The organism is Saccharothrix carnea (assembly GCF_003014735.1).
Taxonomy (GTDB): domain Bacteria; phylum Actinomycetota; class Actinomycetes; order Mycobacteriales; family Pseudonocardiaceae; genus Actinosynnema; species Actinosynnema carneum.
In genome coordinates this window covers 326,035-343,533 of record NZ_PYAX01000009.1, presented here as the reverse complement: position 1 = coordinate 343,533, position 17,499 = coordinate 326,035, and the positions used below count along the sequence as shown (strand labels likewise).

Here is a 17,499-nt window from a genome sequence, read left to right as displayed (position 1 = left end):
CCAGTACCGCGACCGGCAACCTCCACCGCGTCTTCCGGGGCGGAGGCTGCCGGTCGCGGCACTAGGACACGCCGACGAGCCGCAGGCAGGCGGTCGTCACGGCGGCCAGCACGACGACCACGACGAACGGCGCCTTGCTCCACGCCGCCACTCCACCTACCAGCACGCCGATCGGCAGGGCCAGGCCCGCGAACCCCTGGCCCTTGGTCAGCGTGGACGTGGCCATCAGGGCGAACAGCAGCACGGTCGCCGAAGTGGTCATCAGCAGCTTGACCCGGTCGGACAGCGTGAGGCGGTCGCGCAGCAGCGGCCCGGCCAGGCGGAACGCGTAGGTGCCCGCGGCGAGCACCAGGACGGCGGTCAGCGTCACGCCTTCACCTCCGGTCGTGCGCGTGCGGTGACGAGCAGGCCGCCGAGCGCGAACAGCACCGGCACGCCCGCGGGCAGGAACGGCGTGGCGGCCAGCGCGATGGCCGCGCCGAGCAACGCGGCGTGCCGGGTGGCCTTGTCCTTGAGCGCGGGCAGCAGCAGCGCCAGCAGTGCCGCCGGGAACGCCGCGTCCAGCCCGAACGCGTTCGGGTCGCCGATGTTCCGGCCGATCAGCGCACCCGCGACCACGGCGACGTTCCAGGCGATGAACAGCGCGACGCCGCACGACCAGTAGGCGGCCTTGGCCTTGCGCGGGTCGCTCTGGGCCAGCGCGAACGCGGTCGTCTCGTCGATCAGCAGGTGGCTGCCCACCAGGCGCTGGAGCAGGCCCTGGCCCAGCACGTGACCGACCGCCAGACCGAACGGCAGGTGGCGGACGTTGAGCAGGAGCCCCGCCAGCACCGCCGCGGCCGGGCTGCCACCCGCGGCGACCACGCCGACCGCCATGAACTGCGAGCCGCCTGCGAAGACCAGCAGCGACATCACCACGGGCAGCCACCAGGGCAGGCCCGCGCCGGTGGAGATCGCACCGAACGAGGCACCGCTGACCGCGGCACCGGCGGCTACCGCGGCGACGTCACGCAGCAGCTCGGCATCAAGGGTTCGCCATGTCGAACGCATCGTCTTCTACGATGAACACAGGCAACCCGTTCGTCAAGCCGAACGATTGGACTGTCATGTCGAACACAGGCGCGCCGCTCGACGTCATCGCCGCCTCGCTGCGCCGTGAGCGCGAACGCGTCGGGCTGTCGTTGAGCGAACTGGCGAAGCGTGCGGGGATCGCGAAGTCCACGCTGTCCCAGCTGGAGTCGGCGAGCGGCAACCCCAGCGTGGAGACGTTGTGGGCCCTCGGCGTGGCGCTGGGCGTGCCGTTCTCACGCCTGGTCGACCCACCGACACCCCGCGTCCGGGTGATCCGCGCGGGCGAGGGCCCGGCGATCTACTCGGAACGCGCCCACTACACCGCGACCCTGCTGGCGTCGTGCCCACCGGGCGCCCGCCGCGACATCTACATGCTGCAACTGGAGCCAGGCCCGGCCCGCGAGTCCGAACCCCACATGCCGGGCACGGTGGAGCACGTCATCGTCAGCACGGGCCGCATGCTGGCCGGCCCGCAGACCGAACCGGTCGAACTGGGCCCCGGCGACTACCTGCTCTACCCCGGCGACGTCCCCCACACCGCCCAGGCACTCGAACGGGGGACGACTGCCCTGCTGGTCTCGGAGCACGTCTAGCACACACGTTCGAGCGATCCAACCGTCCGACCGATCGACCGATACGCCTTCTACGTCGCCCTCGCCGAGCGGTTGGGCCTACCGCTCGTCACCACCGACGCGAACCTCGCCGGCTCGAACGGGCACCAGGTCGACATCGAGGTCTACCCGATCTCCTGAACGCGCTGCGGCCCGCCGGAAGTCCGGCGGGCCGCGGGTCGACCAAGCGTTACCAGCCGCGCTCGGCCAGGCGGTGGGGCTCCGGGATCTCGTCCACGTTGATGCCGACCATCGCCTCACCGAGGCCGCGCGACACCTTCGCGATCACGTCCGGGTCGTCGTAGAAGGTCGTCGCCTTCACGATCGCCTCCGCGCGCTGCGCCGGGTTGCCGGACTTGAAGATGCCCGAGCCGACGAACACGCCCTCCGCGCCGAGCTGCATCATCATCGCCGCGTCGGCGGGCGTGGCGATACCGCCCGCGGTGAACAGCACGACCGGCAGCTTGCCCGCCTCGGCCACCTCGCGGACCAGCTCGTACGGCGCCTGCAACTCCTTCGCCGCGACGTACAGCTCGTCGGCGGGCAGGTTCTGCAGCCGCAGGAGCTCGGCGCGGATCTTGCGCATGTGCGTGGTGGCGTTGGAGACGTCACCGGTGCCGGCCTCGCCCTTGGAGCGGATCATCGCCGCGCCCTCGGTGATGCGGCGCAGCGCCTCGCCCAGGTTCGTCGCACCGCAGACGAACGGCACGGTGAACTGCCACTTGTCGATGTGGTTGGCGTAGTCGGCCGGGGTGAGCACCTCGGACTCGTCGATGTAGTCCACGCCGAGGGACTGCAGCACCTGCGCCTCGACGAAGTGCCCGATGCGGGCCTTGGCCATCACCGGGATCGACACCGCGTTGATGATGCCGTCGATCATGTCCGGGTCGCTCATCCGGGACACGCCGCCCTGCGCGCGGATGTCGGCGGGCACCCGCTCCAGCGCCATCACGGCCACGGCACCGGCGTCCTCGGCGATCTTGGCCTGCTCGGCGTTGACCACGTCCATGATCACGCCGCCCTTGAGCATCTCCGCCATGCCCCGCTTGACGCGGGAAGTGCCGGTGACCTGGGTGCCGGCGTCGGGTGAAGTGGTCACGACCAGCCTCTCTGGAAGTAGGGGGCGAACACCACCATGGTACGACCGACGTGGACCGCCGAAGCATGCCAATCAGGCACGTTCTCGGCAGGCCACTTTCACTCCCTTCGCAGGTAGTGGCCTACACCACCTGGTGGCGCGGCGACGTGCGACCGACGTGGCCGCGACCTCCACCGGTATTCCTCCTGCCGGGTTGGGTGTGGCCGCTTGGGGTTGTCCCCCGCGCCCCGCGGGTGTGAGATCGAACACTAAATACTTGTGGAGGGTGGTCCCAATGGGCAGCAAACACTCCGACAACGGCCACTCGGCAGGCGCGGTCGCTGTGGACGACCCGGCCAAGGTCCGCAACGTCGTGCTGGTCGGCCCGTCCGGCTCGGGCAAGACGACGCTCGCCGAGGCCCTGCTCGCCAGCACCGGCGTGCTGACCCGACCAGGATCGGTCACCGAGGGCAACACGGTGTGCGACCACGACCCGGCGGCGGTGCGCCAGCAGCGGTCGGTCGGTCTCTCGGTCGCCCCCGTCCAGCACGGCGACATCAAGATCAACCTCATCGACACCCCGGGTTACGCGGACTTCGTCGGCGAGCTGCGCGCCGGCCTGCGCGCGGCGGACGCGGCGCTGTTCGTGGTCAGCGCGGCGGAAGGCGTCGACCCGGCCACCGTGGCGCTGTGGGAGGAGTGCGCGATGGTGGGCATGCCGCGCGCGGTCGTGGTCGCCAGGACCGATCACCAGCGCGCCGACGTGCCGGGCGAGATCGCCTCGTGCCAGGCGGCGTTCGGCACGGGCGTGGTCCCCCTCTACCTGCCCGATGGCGACGGCCTGGTCAACCTGCTCACCACCGACGACCCCCGCTTCGAGGAGGAGCGCAACGCGCTCATCGAGGGGATCATCGCGGAGAGCGAGGACGAGACCCTGATGGACCGCTACCTCGGCGGCGAGGAGATCGACCAGGCGACGCTGATCGCCGACCTGGAGACGGCGGTCGCGCGCGGCTCGTTCCACCCGGTGATGCCGGTGTGCGCGCTGACCGGCCTCGGCCTGCCGGAAGTGCTCGACGGCATCGCCCGCGCGTTCCCCTCTCCCCTGGAACACCCGCTGCCCGAGGTCACCGGAGTGGACGGCATCCCCCAGCCGCGCCTGGAAGCCGACCCGAACGGCCCGCTCGTCGCCGAGGTCGTGCGCACGGCGGTCGACTCCTACGTCGGTCGGGTGTCGCTGGTGCGCGTGTTCTCCGGGACGCTGCGCCCCGAACGGCCGGTGCACGTGTCGGGTCACGGCATGGCCGACCGCGGTCACGAGGACCACGACGTCGACGAACGGGTGGCGCACGTCTACTCGCCGTTGGGCGCGAGCCTGCGCGAGGTGCCGTACTGCGTGGCGGGCGACCTGTGCGCGTTGACCAAGCTGGGCTCCGCCGAGACCGGCGACACGGTGTCCGCGCCGGAGAAGCCGCTGCTGATGGCCCCGTGGGAGATGCCGGAACCGCTGCTGCCGGTGGCCGTCGTGCCGCGCAGCCGCAGCGACGAGGACAACCTGGCGCGCAACCTGGGCAAGCTGGTGGCGGGCGACCCCACCCTGCGGCTGGAGCGCAACGCCGAGACCCACCAACTCGTGCTGTGGTGCATGGGCGAGGCGCACGCGGACGTCGTGCTGGCCAGACTGCGCGCCGGCGGCGCGGAGGTCGACACCGAACCGGTGCGCGTGGCGTTGCGGGAGACGTTCGCCGGCCAGGCCAAGGGCCACGGCCGACACGTGAAGCAGTCCGGCGGCCACGGCCAGTACGCCGTGTGCGACATCATCGTCGAACCCCTGCCACGCGGCTCCGGCTTCGAGTTCGTGGACAAGATCGTCGGCGGCGCGATCCCCAACCAGTTCATCCCCAGCGTCGAGAAGGGCGTGCGCGCCCAACTCGAACGCGGCCTTCAAGGCGGCCACCCCGTCGTGGACCTCCGGGTCACCCTGGTCGACGGCAAGGCCCACTCGGTCGACTCCTCGGACGCCGCCTTCCAAACCGCCGGCGCACTGGCCCTGAAGGACGCCGCCACAACCGGCCACACGTGCCTGCTGGAACCGGTCGACGAGGTGACCGTGCGATTGCCGGACGACCACCTGGGCACCGTCCTGGGCGACCTCTCCAGCCGCCGGGGCCGCGTACTCGGCACCGAAGCCGACAGCCCCGGCTACACCACCATCCGCGCCGAAGTCCCCGCCACCGAACTACTGCGCTACGCCGTGGAACTCCGCTCCCTCACCTCGGGCACCGGCACCTACACCCGCCACTTCACCCGCTACGACCCACTCCCCCAAGCCCTCGCCACACAAGCAAAATAACCACCACCCACCACGGACCCGCCCTCCGAAGCCACCGGCCGACGTGCCCACATCGGACCCGCACCCCACCGCAAAGGCCCGATTTACATGGGGTTCGGGTGCTTTAGGCTGGTCGGAGCCGGCAGGCCCGGCGGGGAAAAGCGTCCCGCCGGGCCTGCCGGCTTCGACCTGCCTGGAGTACCCGTAAGGCCCCATGTCAAATCGAGCCGGACTCACGCGGCCTGAGCGTTGAACTCAGGTGCCCTGAGCGTTGGACTCTCGCGCCCCGAACGTACGACTCTCGCGCTCTGAGCGTTGAACTCAGGGGTCCTGGACGTTCGACACGCGCGTTCGGAAGGTATGACACGCTGGTGGGTGGGTCAGGTGTTCTGGGGGAAGCCCAGGTTCACGCCGCCGTGCGAGGGGTCCAACCACCGACCCGTCACCACCTTGGTGCGGGTGAAGAAGTGCACCCCCTCCGGCCCATAAGCGTGCGAGTCGCCGAACAGCGAGTCCTTCCACCCGCCGAACGAGTAGTACGCCACCGGCACCGGGATCGGCACGTTCACGCCCACCATCCCGACCTCGACCTCGTTCTGGAACCGCCGCGCCGCACCACCGTCGTTGGTGAAGATCGCCGTCCCATTCCCGTACGGATTCGCGTTCACCACGTCCAACGCGTCGTCGTACGTCGCCACCCGCAGCACCGACAGCACCGGCCCGAAGATCTCGTCCCGGTAGATCGCCATGTCCGTGCCGACGTGGTCGAACAGCGTCGGCCCGAGCCAGAACCCCTCCGCCGCACCATCAATCGCATGCTGTCGTCCGTCCACGACCAACGACGCACCCTCGACCTGCCCACTGTCTACATAAGACAGCACCCGATCACGGTGAGCGCCCGTCACCAAAGGCCCCATCTCGCACCCAGGACGACGACCGTCACCCACGTGCAGACCCCGGATCCGATCCACGATCTTCGACACCAGCTCGTCACCGACCGGGTCCACCGCGACCACCACCGAGATCGCCATGCACCGCTCACCCGCCGAGCCGAACCCGGCCGACACCGCCGCGTCCGCCGCCAGGTCGAGGTCCGCGTCGGGCAGCACGACCATGTGGTTCTTCGCGCCGCCCAACGCCTGCACGCGCTTGCCGTGCCGCGTGCCGGTCTCGTAGACGTACCGCGCGATCGGCGTCGACCCCACGAACGACACCGCCTTCACGTCCGGGTGCTCCAGGAGCCGGTCGACCGCGACCTTGTCGCCGTGCACGACGTTCAGCACCCCGTCCGGCAACCCGGCCTCGGCGAACAGCTCCGCGATGAAGTTGGCCGCCGACGGGTCCTTCTCCGAGGGCTTGAGCACCACCGCGTTGCCGCAGGCGATCGCGTTGGGCACGAACCACAGCGGCACCATGGCCGGGAAGTTGAACGGCGAGATGACGCCGACCACGCCCAGCGGCTGCTGGATCGAGTACACGTCGACCCGCGTGGAGGCGTTCTCGCTGAATCCGCCTTTGAGCAGGTGCGGGATGCCGCACGCGAACTCCACGGCCTCCAGCGCGCGCTGCACCTCCCCCGCCGCGTCGGACAGCACCTTGCCGTGCTCGGCCGTGACGATCGCGGCCAGGTCGCCCTTGCGCGCGTTCAACAGCTCCCGGAACGCGAACATCACGTTCGACCGCTGCGCCAGCGATGCGTCGCGCCACGACGTGAACGCCTCGCGCGCCGCCACCACCGCCTCGTCCACAGTGGACTGATCAGCGAAGTCGACCCGACCCGCCACCTGCCCCGTCGCCGGGTCGTACACGTCACCAGAGCGCGCGCTCCCGCCCTGCCACGGCTTGCCGCCGATCCAGTGCGTAATGGTGTTCACAGCACGTCCTCCAGGATGCCGAGCGCTTCCTCGACCTCGTCCTCGGTCAACGTCATCGGGGGCGCGAGGCGGATGACGTTGCCGTACAAGCCGCCCTTGCCCACCAGCAACCCGCGTTCCCGGGTGCCCTCCAGCACCGCGACCGCCTTCGCCGCGTCGGGCGCACCATCGGCGCCCACCAGCTCGATGCCGATCATCAACCCCTTGCCGCGCACGTCGCCGACCGCCGGCCGGTCCGCCGCGATGTCCCGCAACCCGTCGATCAGGCGTTCGCCGAGCTTCGCGGCGTTGGCCTGCAGGTCGTGGTCGAGCAGGTAGTTCAGCGTGGCCAGGGCACCGGTCGTGGCGATCGGGTTACCACCGAACGTGGACAGCGAGTGGGCCGTGAGGCAGTCCATCAGGTCACCGCGCGCGACCACGCCACCGATCGCCAGGCCGTTGCCCAGGCCCTTGGCGAATGTCATCGCGTCGGGCGTCACGCCGTGTGACTGGATGCCCCAGAAGTGCTCCCCGGTGCGGCCCCAGCCGGTCTGCACCTCGTCGGAGACGAACAGGATGCCGTACTCGTCCAGCACTTCCTTGAACGCGCCGAACAACCCGTCCGGCGGCGAGGAGAACCCGCCGACGCCCTGGATCGGTTCGGCGATCATGCACGCCACGTCGCCGGCGGTCGTCGTCTCGATCACCTCGCGCAGGTCCGCCACGCACGCCTTGACGTAGTCGGCGTCGGAGAGGTCCTTGAACGGGCTGCGGAACCGGTAGCCGCCGTGCACCCAGCTGACCTTGACCGGGCTGAGCGAGGACGCCGACCAACCGCGGTTGCCGGTGATCGCGACCGTGGCGAACGCGCGGCCGTGGTAGGAGTTGCGCAGCGCGAGGACCTGGTCGCTGCGGCGGTACTGGGTGGCCAGCATGAGCGCCGTCTCGTTGGCCTCGGTGCCGGAGTTGGTGAAGAAGACCTTGGCGTCCGGGATGCCGGACAGCTCGGCGATCTTCTCGGCAAGCTCGACCTGCGAGCGGATCAGGTAGAGCGTGGAGCTGTGCAGCACGCCGGTCGAGAGCTGGGACCGGATCGCGTCGGAGATCTCGGCGACGTCGTAGCCGACCGCGTTGGTCAGGATGCCGGCGAAGAAGTCCAGGTAGGTGCGGCCTTCACGGTCGGTGACGCGGCGTCCGCTCGCGCTCGCCAGCTCGATCGGGTGCTCGTAGTAGAGGGCCATCCAGCGGGGCATCACGGCGCGGTGCCTGGCCAGCAACTCCTCGTGTCCCATCGCGTCCTCCGGTCGTTGGTCCCTTCCGAGGAGTGTGGTCGGCGGTGCCGGGGGCCGCCATGGACAACCTGTACCCCTTTCGGCGCGGGCGCATTACGTTGTGTCCATGTACCCGACCGTCGCCGAAGCGCTCGCCCTGCCCGTGGTCCGGCGCGGCGAGCCCGCCGTGGTCGCGGGCGCCGCCGGGATGGGCCGCCGGGTGCGGTGGGTGCACGTCGCCGAGGTGGCCGACATCGCCCACCTGCTGCGCGGCGGCGAGCTGGTGCTGACCACCGGCATCGCGTTGCCCGACGACCCGGACGGGCTGCGCCGCTACGTCGCCGATCTCGCGTCGGTCGGTGCGTCCGGGCTGGTCGTGGAGCTTGTGCGGCGGTGGAGCGACGAGGTGCCGGGCGCGCTGGTGGCCGCCGCCGAGCAGCACGAGCTGCCGCTGGTGACGTTGGCGAAGGAGACCCGGTTCGTGTCGGTGACCGAGGCCGTGGTGTCGCTGATCGTGGACGCGCAGCTGGCCGAGCTGCGGGCGGCCGAGCAGGTGCACGAGGCGTTCACCGCGTTGACCGTCGCCGGTGCCGAGCCCGCCGAGGTGCTGCGCGAGGTGGCCCGGACCGCCGGGCTGCCGGTGGTGCTGGAGACGTTGGGGCACGAGGTGCTGGCCTACGACGCGGCCGGTCAGGACCCGACCTCGGTGCTGGCCGACTGGGGCCAGCGGTCACGGGCGGTGGCCGTGTCGGAGCGGACCGCGTACCACGAGCAGGCCGGGTGGCTGGTGACGGTGGTCGGCGCGCGTGGCGCGGACTGGGGGCGGCTGGTGCTGCTCTCGCCGGAACCGCCGCCGCACCGGCACGTCGTGGTCGCCGAGCGTGCCGCGTCGGCGTTGGCCGTGCACCGGTTGGTGGCGCGGGACCGGGAGTCGTTGGAGCGGCAGACGCACCGGACGCTGCTCACCCAGCTGCTCGGGCAGCCGCCGCACGACCTGCCGACGCGGGCGGCGGCGCTCGGCGTGCCGTTGGAGCGGCGGCAGCTCGTCGGGGTGGCGATCCGGCCGGGCACGGCGAGCGTGCCCGCGCAGGCGTTGGCGTCGCAGGAGGTGCTGCGCGACCTGGCCGAGGCGACCGCGCTGGCCGCCCGGCGGGTGACCGTGCCCGCGCTGGTCGGCGTGGTGGACGACACGAGCGTGCGTGCGTTGCTGTCGCTGCCGGCGCAGGCGGGGTTGGACGGCGTGCTGCGGCGGTTGGCGCGGGAGGTGCACCGGCGGGCGGCGGCGACGCAGCACGCGCTGCCCGTGGTGGTGGCAGTCGGCACGACCGTGACCGCGGTGCCGGACGTGCGGCGGTCGTTGGGCGAGGCGGCGCACGTGGCCGGGGCGGCGCTGCGGTCGTCCGGGAACCGGCTCTACCACCGGTTGGACGACGTGCGGCTGCGCGGGCTGCTGCACCTGCTGCGCGAGGACGAGCGGGTGGTCGCGTTCGCGGACCGCGAGCTGGGGCCGTTGCTTGCGCGGGACGCCAACCAGGGGACCCGGCTGGTGGAGTTGCTGCGGTGCTTCTGCGAGCAGGGCGGCAACAAGTCGGCGGCGGCCGCCGCCGCCCACCTCTCCCGGACCGCGTACTACCAGCAGTTGAGCCGGATCGAGCAGGTGCTCGGGGTGTCGCTGGAGGACCCGGAGTCGGTGCTCTCGCTGTACGTGGCGCTGTTGGTGCAGGAGATGGGCGAGCGGGACCCTCAGCTGCCCCGCCCGCCCACCTCCGCGACTTGACCCAGCGGCGGCGCGAGCCCTACGCCCGACTCACCCACCCCTGCGGCTCAGCCTGCGGCGACACGATTCGACGCCGAGCTTGCCCGTTTCCACAGCCAAGCGGCGGCGCGAGCCTGCGCCCAGCCGTGCGACCTGGCCCAGCGGCGGCGCGAGACCTACGCCTGTCTCGTTCACCTCTGTGGCTCAGCCGGCGGCGTGAACCCGAAGCCAGGCGAGCCCGGCTCCGAGAACTAACCCAGCGGCGGCAGGGGGAGCTTGCCCAGTTCGCCGCCCAGGTTGGGCGCCTGGCCCATCGAGACCAGCGGCGCCACCGGGAGCTCCGGGACGGCCGGGAGGCCGGGCAGGGTGCGGGCCTGCGGTGCGAGCACGTCGCCCGCCACCGGCAGCTGGGGTGCGGCGGGCGCCTTGAGCGCGGCGGGTGCGGCCACCTGCGGTGCCTTGACCTCCGACGCGCCACCGGGCAGCGGTGCGGGCAGCTTCACGGCCTGGCCGCTGAGCAGTTCGGTGACGGGCTTGGTGGCATCGGTGCCGACCTCGGGCGCGTTGCCGATCTTGCCGTCCACGATCTCGGTGGGGCCTTCGGCGGCGGACGCGGCGGACGCGAACAGCGGAGAAGTACCAACGGCGAGCAGGGCGGCGGCACGCAGGAGTCCGCGCGTGCGGTATCCGGACACGGTTTTCCTAACCTGGTTGGGGACCTGCAAGTTGACCTACTCCGCATCGGCCACGATCACCCCGTCCCTTGACCGCTCGATCAGGTGACTGACGCTCCGTGTCCCCGCACCACTCGATCGAGCCACACCGAACGGGTTACCCGCGCGCAGCCAAGAGCCCCGCGGTTCCGGTATCGGGGTACCGGAACCGCGGGGCCGCCCGCCCCCTTGGCGGATCCGGAACCGCCGCGGGCCCGTGTCGGGGAGACGTAAGGGGCGACACGGACCCGCTGCGGTTTCCCCCGTGCGGCTAGGGGTTCGTGACCCCCAGCGTGTAGCTGCCGGAACCGCTGTACGCGTGCACGCGGTAGCGGTAGTAGCCGGCCGTGCCGTTGTAGTTGACCGCCTCGCTCGCGGCCGGGCTGTCGCCCTTGGCCACCACGGCCCACCCGCTGCCGTTCCACTTCTCCAGGTAGAGGTCGAAGTCGGCGCCGCTCGGCCCGACCAGGCAGCCGACGTGCGCGCCCGACACCGTGGACTGGTAGTAGCTGTTGTTGGGCTGGTACGCCTGACCGCCCGCGGCCAGGGTGCCGTTGTACCGGGTCTCCGAGTTGTCGCAGCCGGTCGGCGGGTTCGGGTTGCCGCCACCGCCGGTGAGCAGGGTCAGGCCGTAGACCTGCAGGATCTCGTTGACCGGCTGGAAGTACGTGGTGCCGCCGGTGCGGCAGTTGCCCGAACCGCCGGAGGTCACGCCCTGCGCCTGGGTGCCGGCCAGCAGGGAGCCGCCCGAGTCGCCCGGCTCGGCGCACACCGTGGTCTGGATCAGGCCGGTCACCGTGCCCTGCGGGTAGCTGACCGAGGAGTTGCGCGCCTGGATGGTGCCGCAGTGCCAGCCGGTGGTGGACCCGGAGCGGCAGACGGTCGAGCCGACCGGCGCGTCCTGCGAGCCCGCGACCGACACCGTGCCGCCGGAGTAGTTGTTGACCAGGCCGCGCGGGGTGTTGCCCGCCGCCACCTGCACCCACGCGTAGTCGTTGCCGGGGAAGCTCGACCCGCGGAACGTGCCGCTCGGGTTGGACGTCGACGCGCCGGTCGAACCGCAGTGCCCGGCGGTGACGAACCCACCGGTGACGGAGAAGCCGACCGAGCAGCGCGAGCCGCTGCCGATGTTGTAGGCGTTGCCGCCGATCACGTCGATCAGCGGGCGGGGCGCCTCGGTGGTGGTGAGGTACCGGACGGCCGCGGCGGAGACGCCGGACGACGCGACGAACGCGCGTGCGGCGGCGAGCTTGCCGGGCTGGGACTTGACCACGACGGTGTTGGTCGGCACGTCGACGTACCAACCGGGCACGGACCGGGGCGCCTTGGCCACGTTCGCGTCCAGGGCGGACTTCACCGCGTCCAGGTCGCTCTCGCTGCGCTGGACGAGCTTCGTGCGCACGCCGCCCTGGTCCACATCGGACGCACGGGTCACGCCGACGGTGAGCGTGCCGGAGGAGTCGATCCACGCGCCGCCGAACCGGCCGTCCAGCCGCTTGCGCAGGCCGCGCGCGGTGTCGGCGGAGCGCTCGTCGGCGGCCAGCCGGGCACGTGCCTGGTCGGCGTCCAGCCCGAGGTCGCGCTGGATCGCGGACAGGATCTCGGCTTCCTGGCCGGCGGGGGTGGCGGGCGCGGCCTGCGCCGCGGTCGGGCTCAGGAGGCCCGTCGCGACCAGCGCCGCGGCGAGCGCGATCGGTCTCAACAGTGCTGACATGGGGAATTCTCCTCGAGGGAGGGCAGGGATTCCCCGTGAAACTAGGTCCGCACGGCCGGTCGCGGTAATACCACTTAGGTCATAAGACGCAGTGATGGCCGACCGGCCGCGACGCGAAACTCCCGGTCACAGGTTCGGCGGCCACCGCGGCGGGAGGTGCGTGGTCAGACCAGTGCCCGGTGCGGCACCACGCCGTACTCGGGGTGCCCCGGCAGCCAACCGGAGTAGCGCGGGCTGCGCTCGGCGGTCTCCCGGTAGGCCTCGGCGGCGTACCTGAGCACCTGCGGCCCGAACGCGGCGGCGGGACCTTCCGGATCCCAGCCGATCAGGTGCCGCCACCGCAGCGGCGCGCCCGCCAGCGGCATCGCGACCAGGCCCGGGGTGCGGCGGAACGTCGGCTGGCACAGCGCGACGGCGTCACCGGACGAGGCCAGGTCGATGCAGCTGTTGATGTCGACCTCGTACATCGTGCGCGGGGTGAAGCCCGCCCGGCTGCACGCGGCCACGAAGCAGTCGCCGAAGCACCCGTCGCCCGGCACGACCGCCCACTGCGTGTCCCTCAACGCGGCCAGCTCCACCTCCTCCAGCAGTGTGAACGGGTGGTCCTCGGGCATCAGCACGAACACCGGCTCGACCGCGATCACGTGCCACGTCAGCCCGTGCTCCGAGGGCGGTGGCGCGTCACCGCACACGCCGACCAGCACGTAGTCCAACCGGCCCGCGGCGACCATGGCCGACAGCTCCTGGCCCGACCACGCAACCTGCGTGGAGACGTGCGCGCCGGGGTGCGCCTCGGTCAGCCGGTGCACCAGGCCGCCGAGCATCGGGCCGTTCACCGCGCCCACCCGGTACCGGTCGGCGGGCACGGTGTCGTCCACCAGGCGCAGGGCGTCCTCCTGGAGCCGGGAGAACGCGGGCAGCAGCACGCGGGCCCGTTCGAGCACCAGCTCGCCGAGCGCGGTCGGCCGGGCGCCCTTGTGGTCGCGCTCGAACAGCTTGCCGCCGAGCAGTGCCTCGATCCGGTGCAGCTGGGCCGTGAGCGCGGGTTGCGCCAGGCCTAAGAGGGAGGACGCCTTCGACAGGCTGCCCGCCTCCGCGATCGCGCAGACGACCCGCAGGTGCCGCAGTTCGAGCTTCATCCAACGGACGTTAGGTCACCGTTCACCCGCCAGTCGAGGGCCGACCGGAGCCCGCCGCACGGGGCCGGACCAGCGGCCGGAGTGGCAATGGACAGAGTGTGCCCTGATCATGGCAAGCGTGGACACTTTGCCACTGCCGGGGCGCGCGGGCCGACCGGAGGATGCCGGGATGGAATTCGCGCCGAACCGCCCGCACGAAGGGTGTTTCACGAGCGTAACAGGGAAGTGACCGATGGCCCTTGACTCCGCAACCCAGGTCACAGCCGATCCCGACGGCCGCGTCGAGCTGCGTGATCATTCCGCGATCGCGGGCAGTCCGCACTACAACTCCGACCTGGCGCCGGTGCCGTTGGAGCGGCGCACCTGGTCCACGTACAACTTCTTCGCGCTGTGGATGGGCATGGCGCACAACATCCCCAGCTACACGCTGGCCGCGTCGCTGGTGGCGCTGGGGATGGACTGGGTGCAGGCGTTCCTGACCATCACCCTGGGCAACCTGATCGTGCTGGTCCCGATGCTGCTCAACAGCCACGCGGGCACGAAGTACGGCATCCCGTTCCCGGTGTTCGCCCGTGCGTTCTACGGCATCCGGGGCGCGAACCTGGTGGCGTTGCTGCGGGCGTTCATCGCGTGCGCGTGGTTCGGCATCCAGACGTGGGTGGGCGGCAAGGCGCTGCACGTGATCGTGGGGCGGTTGGCGGGCGACGGGTGGGTGGACGCGCCCGTCGTGCTGGGGCAGGTGTGGACGCTGTGGCTGTGCTTCCTGGCGTTCTGGGTCGTGCAGATGCTGATCATCTGGCGGGGCATGGAGGCGATCCGCCGGTTCGAGAACTGGACGGCGCCGCTGGTCAGCGTGGGCTTCCTGGTCCTGCTGGCGTACGTGGCGGTGAAGGCGGGCGGGTTCGGGCCGATCCTGTCCGAGCCGTCCAAGCTCGGTTGGGGCGCGGACTTCTGGAAGGTGTTCTTCCCGTCGCTGATGGGCATGATCGCGTTCTGGTCGACGCTGTCGCTGAACATGCCCGACTTCACCCGGTTCGGCGGCAGCCAGCGCAAGCAGGCGATCGGACAGGTGCTCGGCCTGCCGACCACGATGTCGTTCATCGCGATCGTGGCGATCCTGACCACGTCCGGCGCGATGGCGCTGTACGACGAGGCGATCTGGGACCCGGCGGAGCTGGCGAGCCGGTTCGACAGCACCGCGGTGGTGCTGGTGGCGTTGGTGGCGCTGGTGCTGGCGACGGTGTCGGCGAACCTCGCGGCCAACGTGGTGAGCCCGTCCTACGACTTCTCCAACGCGTTCCCGAAGAAGATCACGTTCGCGGTGGGTGGGCTGATCACCGGCGTGATCGGCATCGTGATCCAGCCGTGGCGGCTGATCTCCGACCCCGGCATCTACATCTTCGCCTGGCTCGGCTTCTACGGCGGGCTGCTGGCGTCCGTGGCGGGCGTGTTCGTCGCCGGCTACTGGATCCTGGCCAAGACCCGGCTGGAGCTGCCCGACCTGTACCTGGCCGGGCGGGGCGCGTACTGGTTCAAGGCGGGCTGGAACTGGCGGGCGGTCGTCGCCACGCTGGTGGGCTCGGTGCTGGCGGTCGGCGGCGCCTACAACGGGCCGTTCCCGGCTGACGGCCTGATCCCGTTCCTCAAACCGCTCTACGACTACAACTGGGTCGTCGGCCTGGTCGGCGGCATGCTCGTCTACCTGGTGCTGGCGCCACGGAGGGAGAACGCGTGAGCAACATCATCCGAGCGGGTCTGGTCCAGCAGAAGTGGACCGGCGACAAGGAGTCGATGATCGCGAACGCGGTCGAGGCGGTGCGCTCCGCCGCGTCGCAGGGCGCGCAGGTGGTGTGCCTGCAGGAGCTGTTCTACGGGCCGTACTTCTGCCAGGTGCAGGACGCGGACTACTACTCCTACACCGAGGGCATCCCGGACGGCCCGACCACCGAGCTGATGTGCGAGCTGGCCGGGCAGCTGGGCGTGGTGCTCGTCGTGCCGATGTACGAGGAGGAGCAGCCGGGGGTCTACTACAACACCGCCGCCGTGATCGACGCGGACGGCACCTACCTCGGCAAGCACCGCAAGAACCACATCCCGCAGGTGAAGGGGTTCTGGGAGAAGTTCTACTTCAAGCCCGGCAACCTCGGCTACCCGGTGTTCGACACCGCCGTGGGCAAGGTCGGCGTGTACATCTGCTACGAGCGGCACTTCCCCGAGGGCTGGCGCGCCTTGGGGTTGAACGGCGCGCAGATCGTGTTCAACCCGTCCGCGACGAGCCGGGGCCTGTCGGAGTACCTGTGGCGGCTGGAGCAGACCGCGGCGGCCGTGGCGAACGAGTACTACGTCGGCACGATCAACCGGGTGGGCGTGGAACCGCTGGGCGACAACGAGTTCTACGGCCAGTCGTACTTCGCCGACCCCCGCGGCCAGCTGGTGGGTGAGGCGGCCTCCGACACCGAGGAGGAGATCGTGGTCCGGGACCTGGACATGGACCTGCTGGCCGAGGTGCGCGACCTGTGGGCGTTCTACCGCGACCGCCGCCCGGACACCTACGAAGGGCTGGTGCGGCCGTGAGCACCCTGATCAAGGGCGGCACGGTGGTCAACGCCACCGGCGCCGTCGCGGCCGACGTGCTGGTGGACGGCGAGAAGATCGTCGCGCTGCTGGCGCCGGGCTTCCCCGTGCAGGCCGACCGGACGATCGACGCGGCCGGCAAGTACGTCATCCCCGGCGGCATCGACGCGCACACCCACATGGAGATGCCGTTCGGCGGCACGTTCTCCGCCGACACGTTCGAGACCGGCACGATCGCGGCGGCGTGGGGCGGCACCACCACGATCATCGACTTCGCCGTCCAGGTGAAGGGCACCTCGCTGCTGTCCACACTGGACAAGTGGCACGGCAAGGCGGACGGCCGGTGCGCCGTCGACTACGGGTTCCACATGATCGTCTCCGACGTCACGGACACGTCCTTGAAGGAGATGGAGTCCTGCATCGACGCGGGCGTGAACACGTTCAAGATGTTCATGGCCTACCCCGGCGTCTTCTACGCCACCGACGGCGAGATCCTGCGCGCCATGCAGAAGGCCCGCGAGACCGGCGCGACGATCATGATGCACGCGGAGAACGGCATCGCGATCGACCAGCTGGTCGCGCAAGCGCTCGCGCAGGGCCGCACCGACCCCGTGGAGCACGGCCTGACCAGGCCCGCCGAGCTGGAGGGCGAGGCCACCTCGCGCGCCATCACGCTGGCCAAGGTCACCGGGTCGCCGCTGTACATCGTGCACCTGTCCGCCGCGCAGGCGCTGGACGCGGTGACGAAGGCGCGCGACACCGGGCAGAACGTGTTCGCCGAGACGTGCCCGCAGTACCTGTACCTGTCGCTGGAGGACCTGGCGAAGCCGGACTTCGAGGGCTCGAAGTACGTCGCCTCTCCCCCGCTGCGGCCCAAGGAGCACCAGTCCGAGCTGTGGCGCGGCCTGCGCACCAACGACCTGTCGGTGGTGTCGACCGACCACTGCCCGTTCTGCTTCAAGGACCAGAAGGAGCTGGGGCGCGGCGACTTCTCCAAGATCCCCAACGGGATGCCGGGCGTTGAGCACCGGATGGACCTGCTGCACCAGGGCGTGGTCGCCGGCGAGATCACGCTGGAGCGGTGGGTGGAGATCTGCTCGACCACGCCCGCGCGGATGTTCGGCCTGCACCCGCGCAAGGGCGTCATCGCGCCCGGCGCGGACGCCGACGTGGTCGTGTACGACCCGAACGCCCGCCAGGTGATCTCCGCGGCCACGCACCACATGAACGTCGACTACTCGGCGTACGAGGGCATGGAGATCACCGGCAAGGTCGACACGGTGCTCTCCCGCGGCCGGGTGGTCGTGGACGCCGGCGGTTTCCACGGCTCGGCCGGGCACGGGAAGTTCCTGTCCCGCGAGCTGAACCAGTACCTGGTCTGAGGGGG

14 protein-coding genes are annotated in these 17,499 nt (G+C 70.9%); 6 read left to right on the top strand and 8 right to left on the bottom strand.

The features are described 5' to 3' along the window. Positions 1-61 precede the first annotated feature (61 nt). Positions 62-370, bottom strand: coding sequence for an AzlD domain-containing protein (locus B0I31_RS26950; protein ID WP_106618173.1), 309 nt, complete (start codon positions 368-370; stop codon positions 62-64). After that, the gene (locus B0I31_RS26945; protein WP_106618172.1) at positions 367-1,050 is read right to left on the bottom strand and encodes an AzlC family ABC transporter permease; all 684 of its coding nucleotides are present in this window, start codon (positions 1,048-1,050) and stop codon (positions 367-369) included. Before B0I31_RS26945 ends, B0I31_RS26950 begins: the two co-directional genes overlap by 4 nt. A gap of 56 nt (positions 1,051-1,106) precedes the next feature. On the opposite strand from B0I31_RS26945, the gene B0I31_RS26940 reads away from it, so the two are divergent. Next, positions 1,107-1,664: a helix-turn-helix domain-containing protein gene (locus B0I31_RS26940; RefSeq protein ID WP_106618171.1), complete on the top strand. Its 558-nt coding sequence runs from the start codon at positions 1,107-1,109 to the stop codon at positions 1,662-1,664. A 208-nt stretch (positions 1,665-1,872) separates the two neighbouring features. On the opposite strand, the gene pdxS is transcribed toward B0I31_RS26940, so the two are convergent. Next, positions 1,873-2,781, bottom strand: a complete 909-nt coding sequence (gene pdxS / locus B0I31_RS26935) for a pyridoxal 5'-phosphate synthase lyase subunit PdxS (protein WP_219910811.1) — start codon at positions 2,779-2,781, stop codon at positions 1,873-1,875. 274 nt (positions 2,782-3,055) lie between these two features. Here pdxS and B0I31_RS26930 point away from each other — a divergent pair, with 274 nt between their 5' ends. After that, a complete protein-coding gene (locus tag B0I31_RS26930) occupies positions 3,056-5,113 on the top strand; it encodes an elongation factor G-like protein EF-G2 (RefSeq protein WP_106618170.1) in 2,058 nt (685 codons plus the stop codon). A 359-nt stretch (positions 5,114-5,472) separates the two neighbouring features. Here the strand turns inward: B0I31_RS26930 and B0I31_RS26925 are convergent, their stop codons facing one another. Continuing rightward, complete coding sequence (locus B0I31_RS26925; RefSeq protein ID WP_106618169.1) at positions 5,473-6,966, bottom strand: CoA-acylating methylmalonate-semialdehyde dehydrogenase; 1,494 nt, start codon at positions 6,964-6,966, stop codon at positions 5,473-5,475. Next, positions 6,963-8,237 carry an aspartate aminotransferase family protein gene (locus tag B0I31_RS26920; RefSeq protein WP_106618168.1) on the bottom strand — a complete coding sequence of 425 codons (1,275 nt, stop codon included), beginning with the start codon at positions 8,235-8,237 and terminating at the stop codon, positions 6,963-6,965. The genes B0I31_RS26925 and B0I31_RS26920 overlap by 4 nt, the downstream gene beginning before the upstream one ends. 106 nt (positions 8,238-8,343) lie before the next feature. Here B0I31_RS26920 and B0I31_RS26915 point away from each other — a divergent pair, with 106 nt between their 5' ends. Beyond that, complete coding sequence (locus B0I31_RS26915; RefSeq protein ID WP_106618167.1) at positions 8,344-9,993, top strand: PucR family transcriptional regulator; 1,650 nt, start codon at positions 8,344-8,346, stop codon at positions 9,991-9,993. A 230-nt stretch (positions 9,994-10,223) separates the two neighbouring features. On the opposite strand, the gene B0I31_RS26910 is transcribed toward B0I31_RS26915, so the two are convergent. From B0I31_RS26910 to B0I31_RS26900, 3 genes are all read right to left on the bottom strand, one after another. Further along, entirely contained in the window at positions 10,224-10,667 is a 444-nt protein-coding gene (locus B0I31_RS26910) for a hypothetical protein (protein ID WP_106618166.1), read from the bottom strand. 289 nt (positions 10,668-10,956) lie between these two features. After that, a complete protein-coding gene (locus tag B0I31_RS26905; protein ID WP_106618165.1) occupies positions 10,957-12,399 on the bottom strand; it encodes a S1 family peptidase in 1,443 nt (480 codons plus the stop codon). Between the two features lie 164 nt (positions 12,400-12,563). Beyond that, positions 12,564-13,538 carry a LysR family transcriptional regulator gene (locus B0I31_RS26900; RefSeq protein WP_106618164.1) on the bottom strand — a complete coding sequence of 325 codons (975 nt, stop codon included), beginning with the start codon at positions 13,536-13,538 and terminating at the stop codon, positions 12,564-12,566. Between the two features lie 232 nt (positions 13,539-13,770). On the opposite strand from B0I31_RS26900, the gene B0I31_RS26895 reads away from it, so the two are divergent. Genes B0I31_RS26895 through hydA form a run of 3 tightly spaced genes read left to right on the top strand, consistent with a single transcriptional unit; the run spans position 13,771 to position 17,494 of the window. Continuing rightward, on the top strand, positions 13,771-15,273 hold the full coding sequence (locus B0I31_RS26895) for an NCS1 family nucleobase:cation symporter-1 (protein ID WP_106618163.1): 1,503 nt from the start codon (positions 13,771-13,773) through the stop codon (positions 15,271-15,273). Continuing rightward, positions 15,270-16,112, top strand: a complete 843-nt coding sequence (locus tag B0I31_RS26890) for a nitrilase-related carbon-nitrogen hydrolase (protein WP_106618162.1) — start codon at positions 15,270-15,272, stop codon at positions 16,110-16,112. Before B0I31_RS26895 ends, B0I31_RS26890 begins: the two co-directional genes overlap by 4 nt. Next, entirely contained in the window at positions 16,109-17,494 is a 1,386-nt protein-coding gene (hydA, locus tag B0I31_RS26885; RefSeq protein WP_106618161.1) for a dihydropyrimidinase, read from the top strand. The genes B0I31_RS26890 and hydA overlap by 4 nt, the downstream gene beginning before the upstream one ends. Positions 17,495-17,499: the final 5 nt, after the last annotated feature.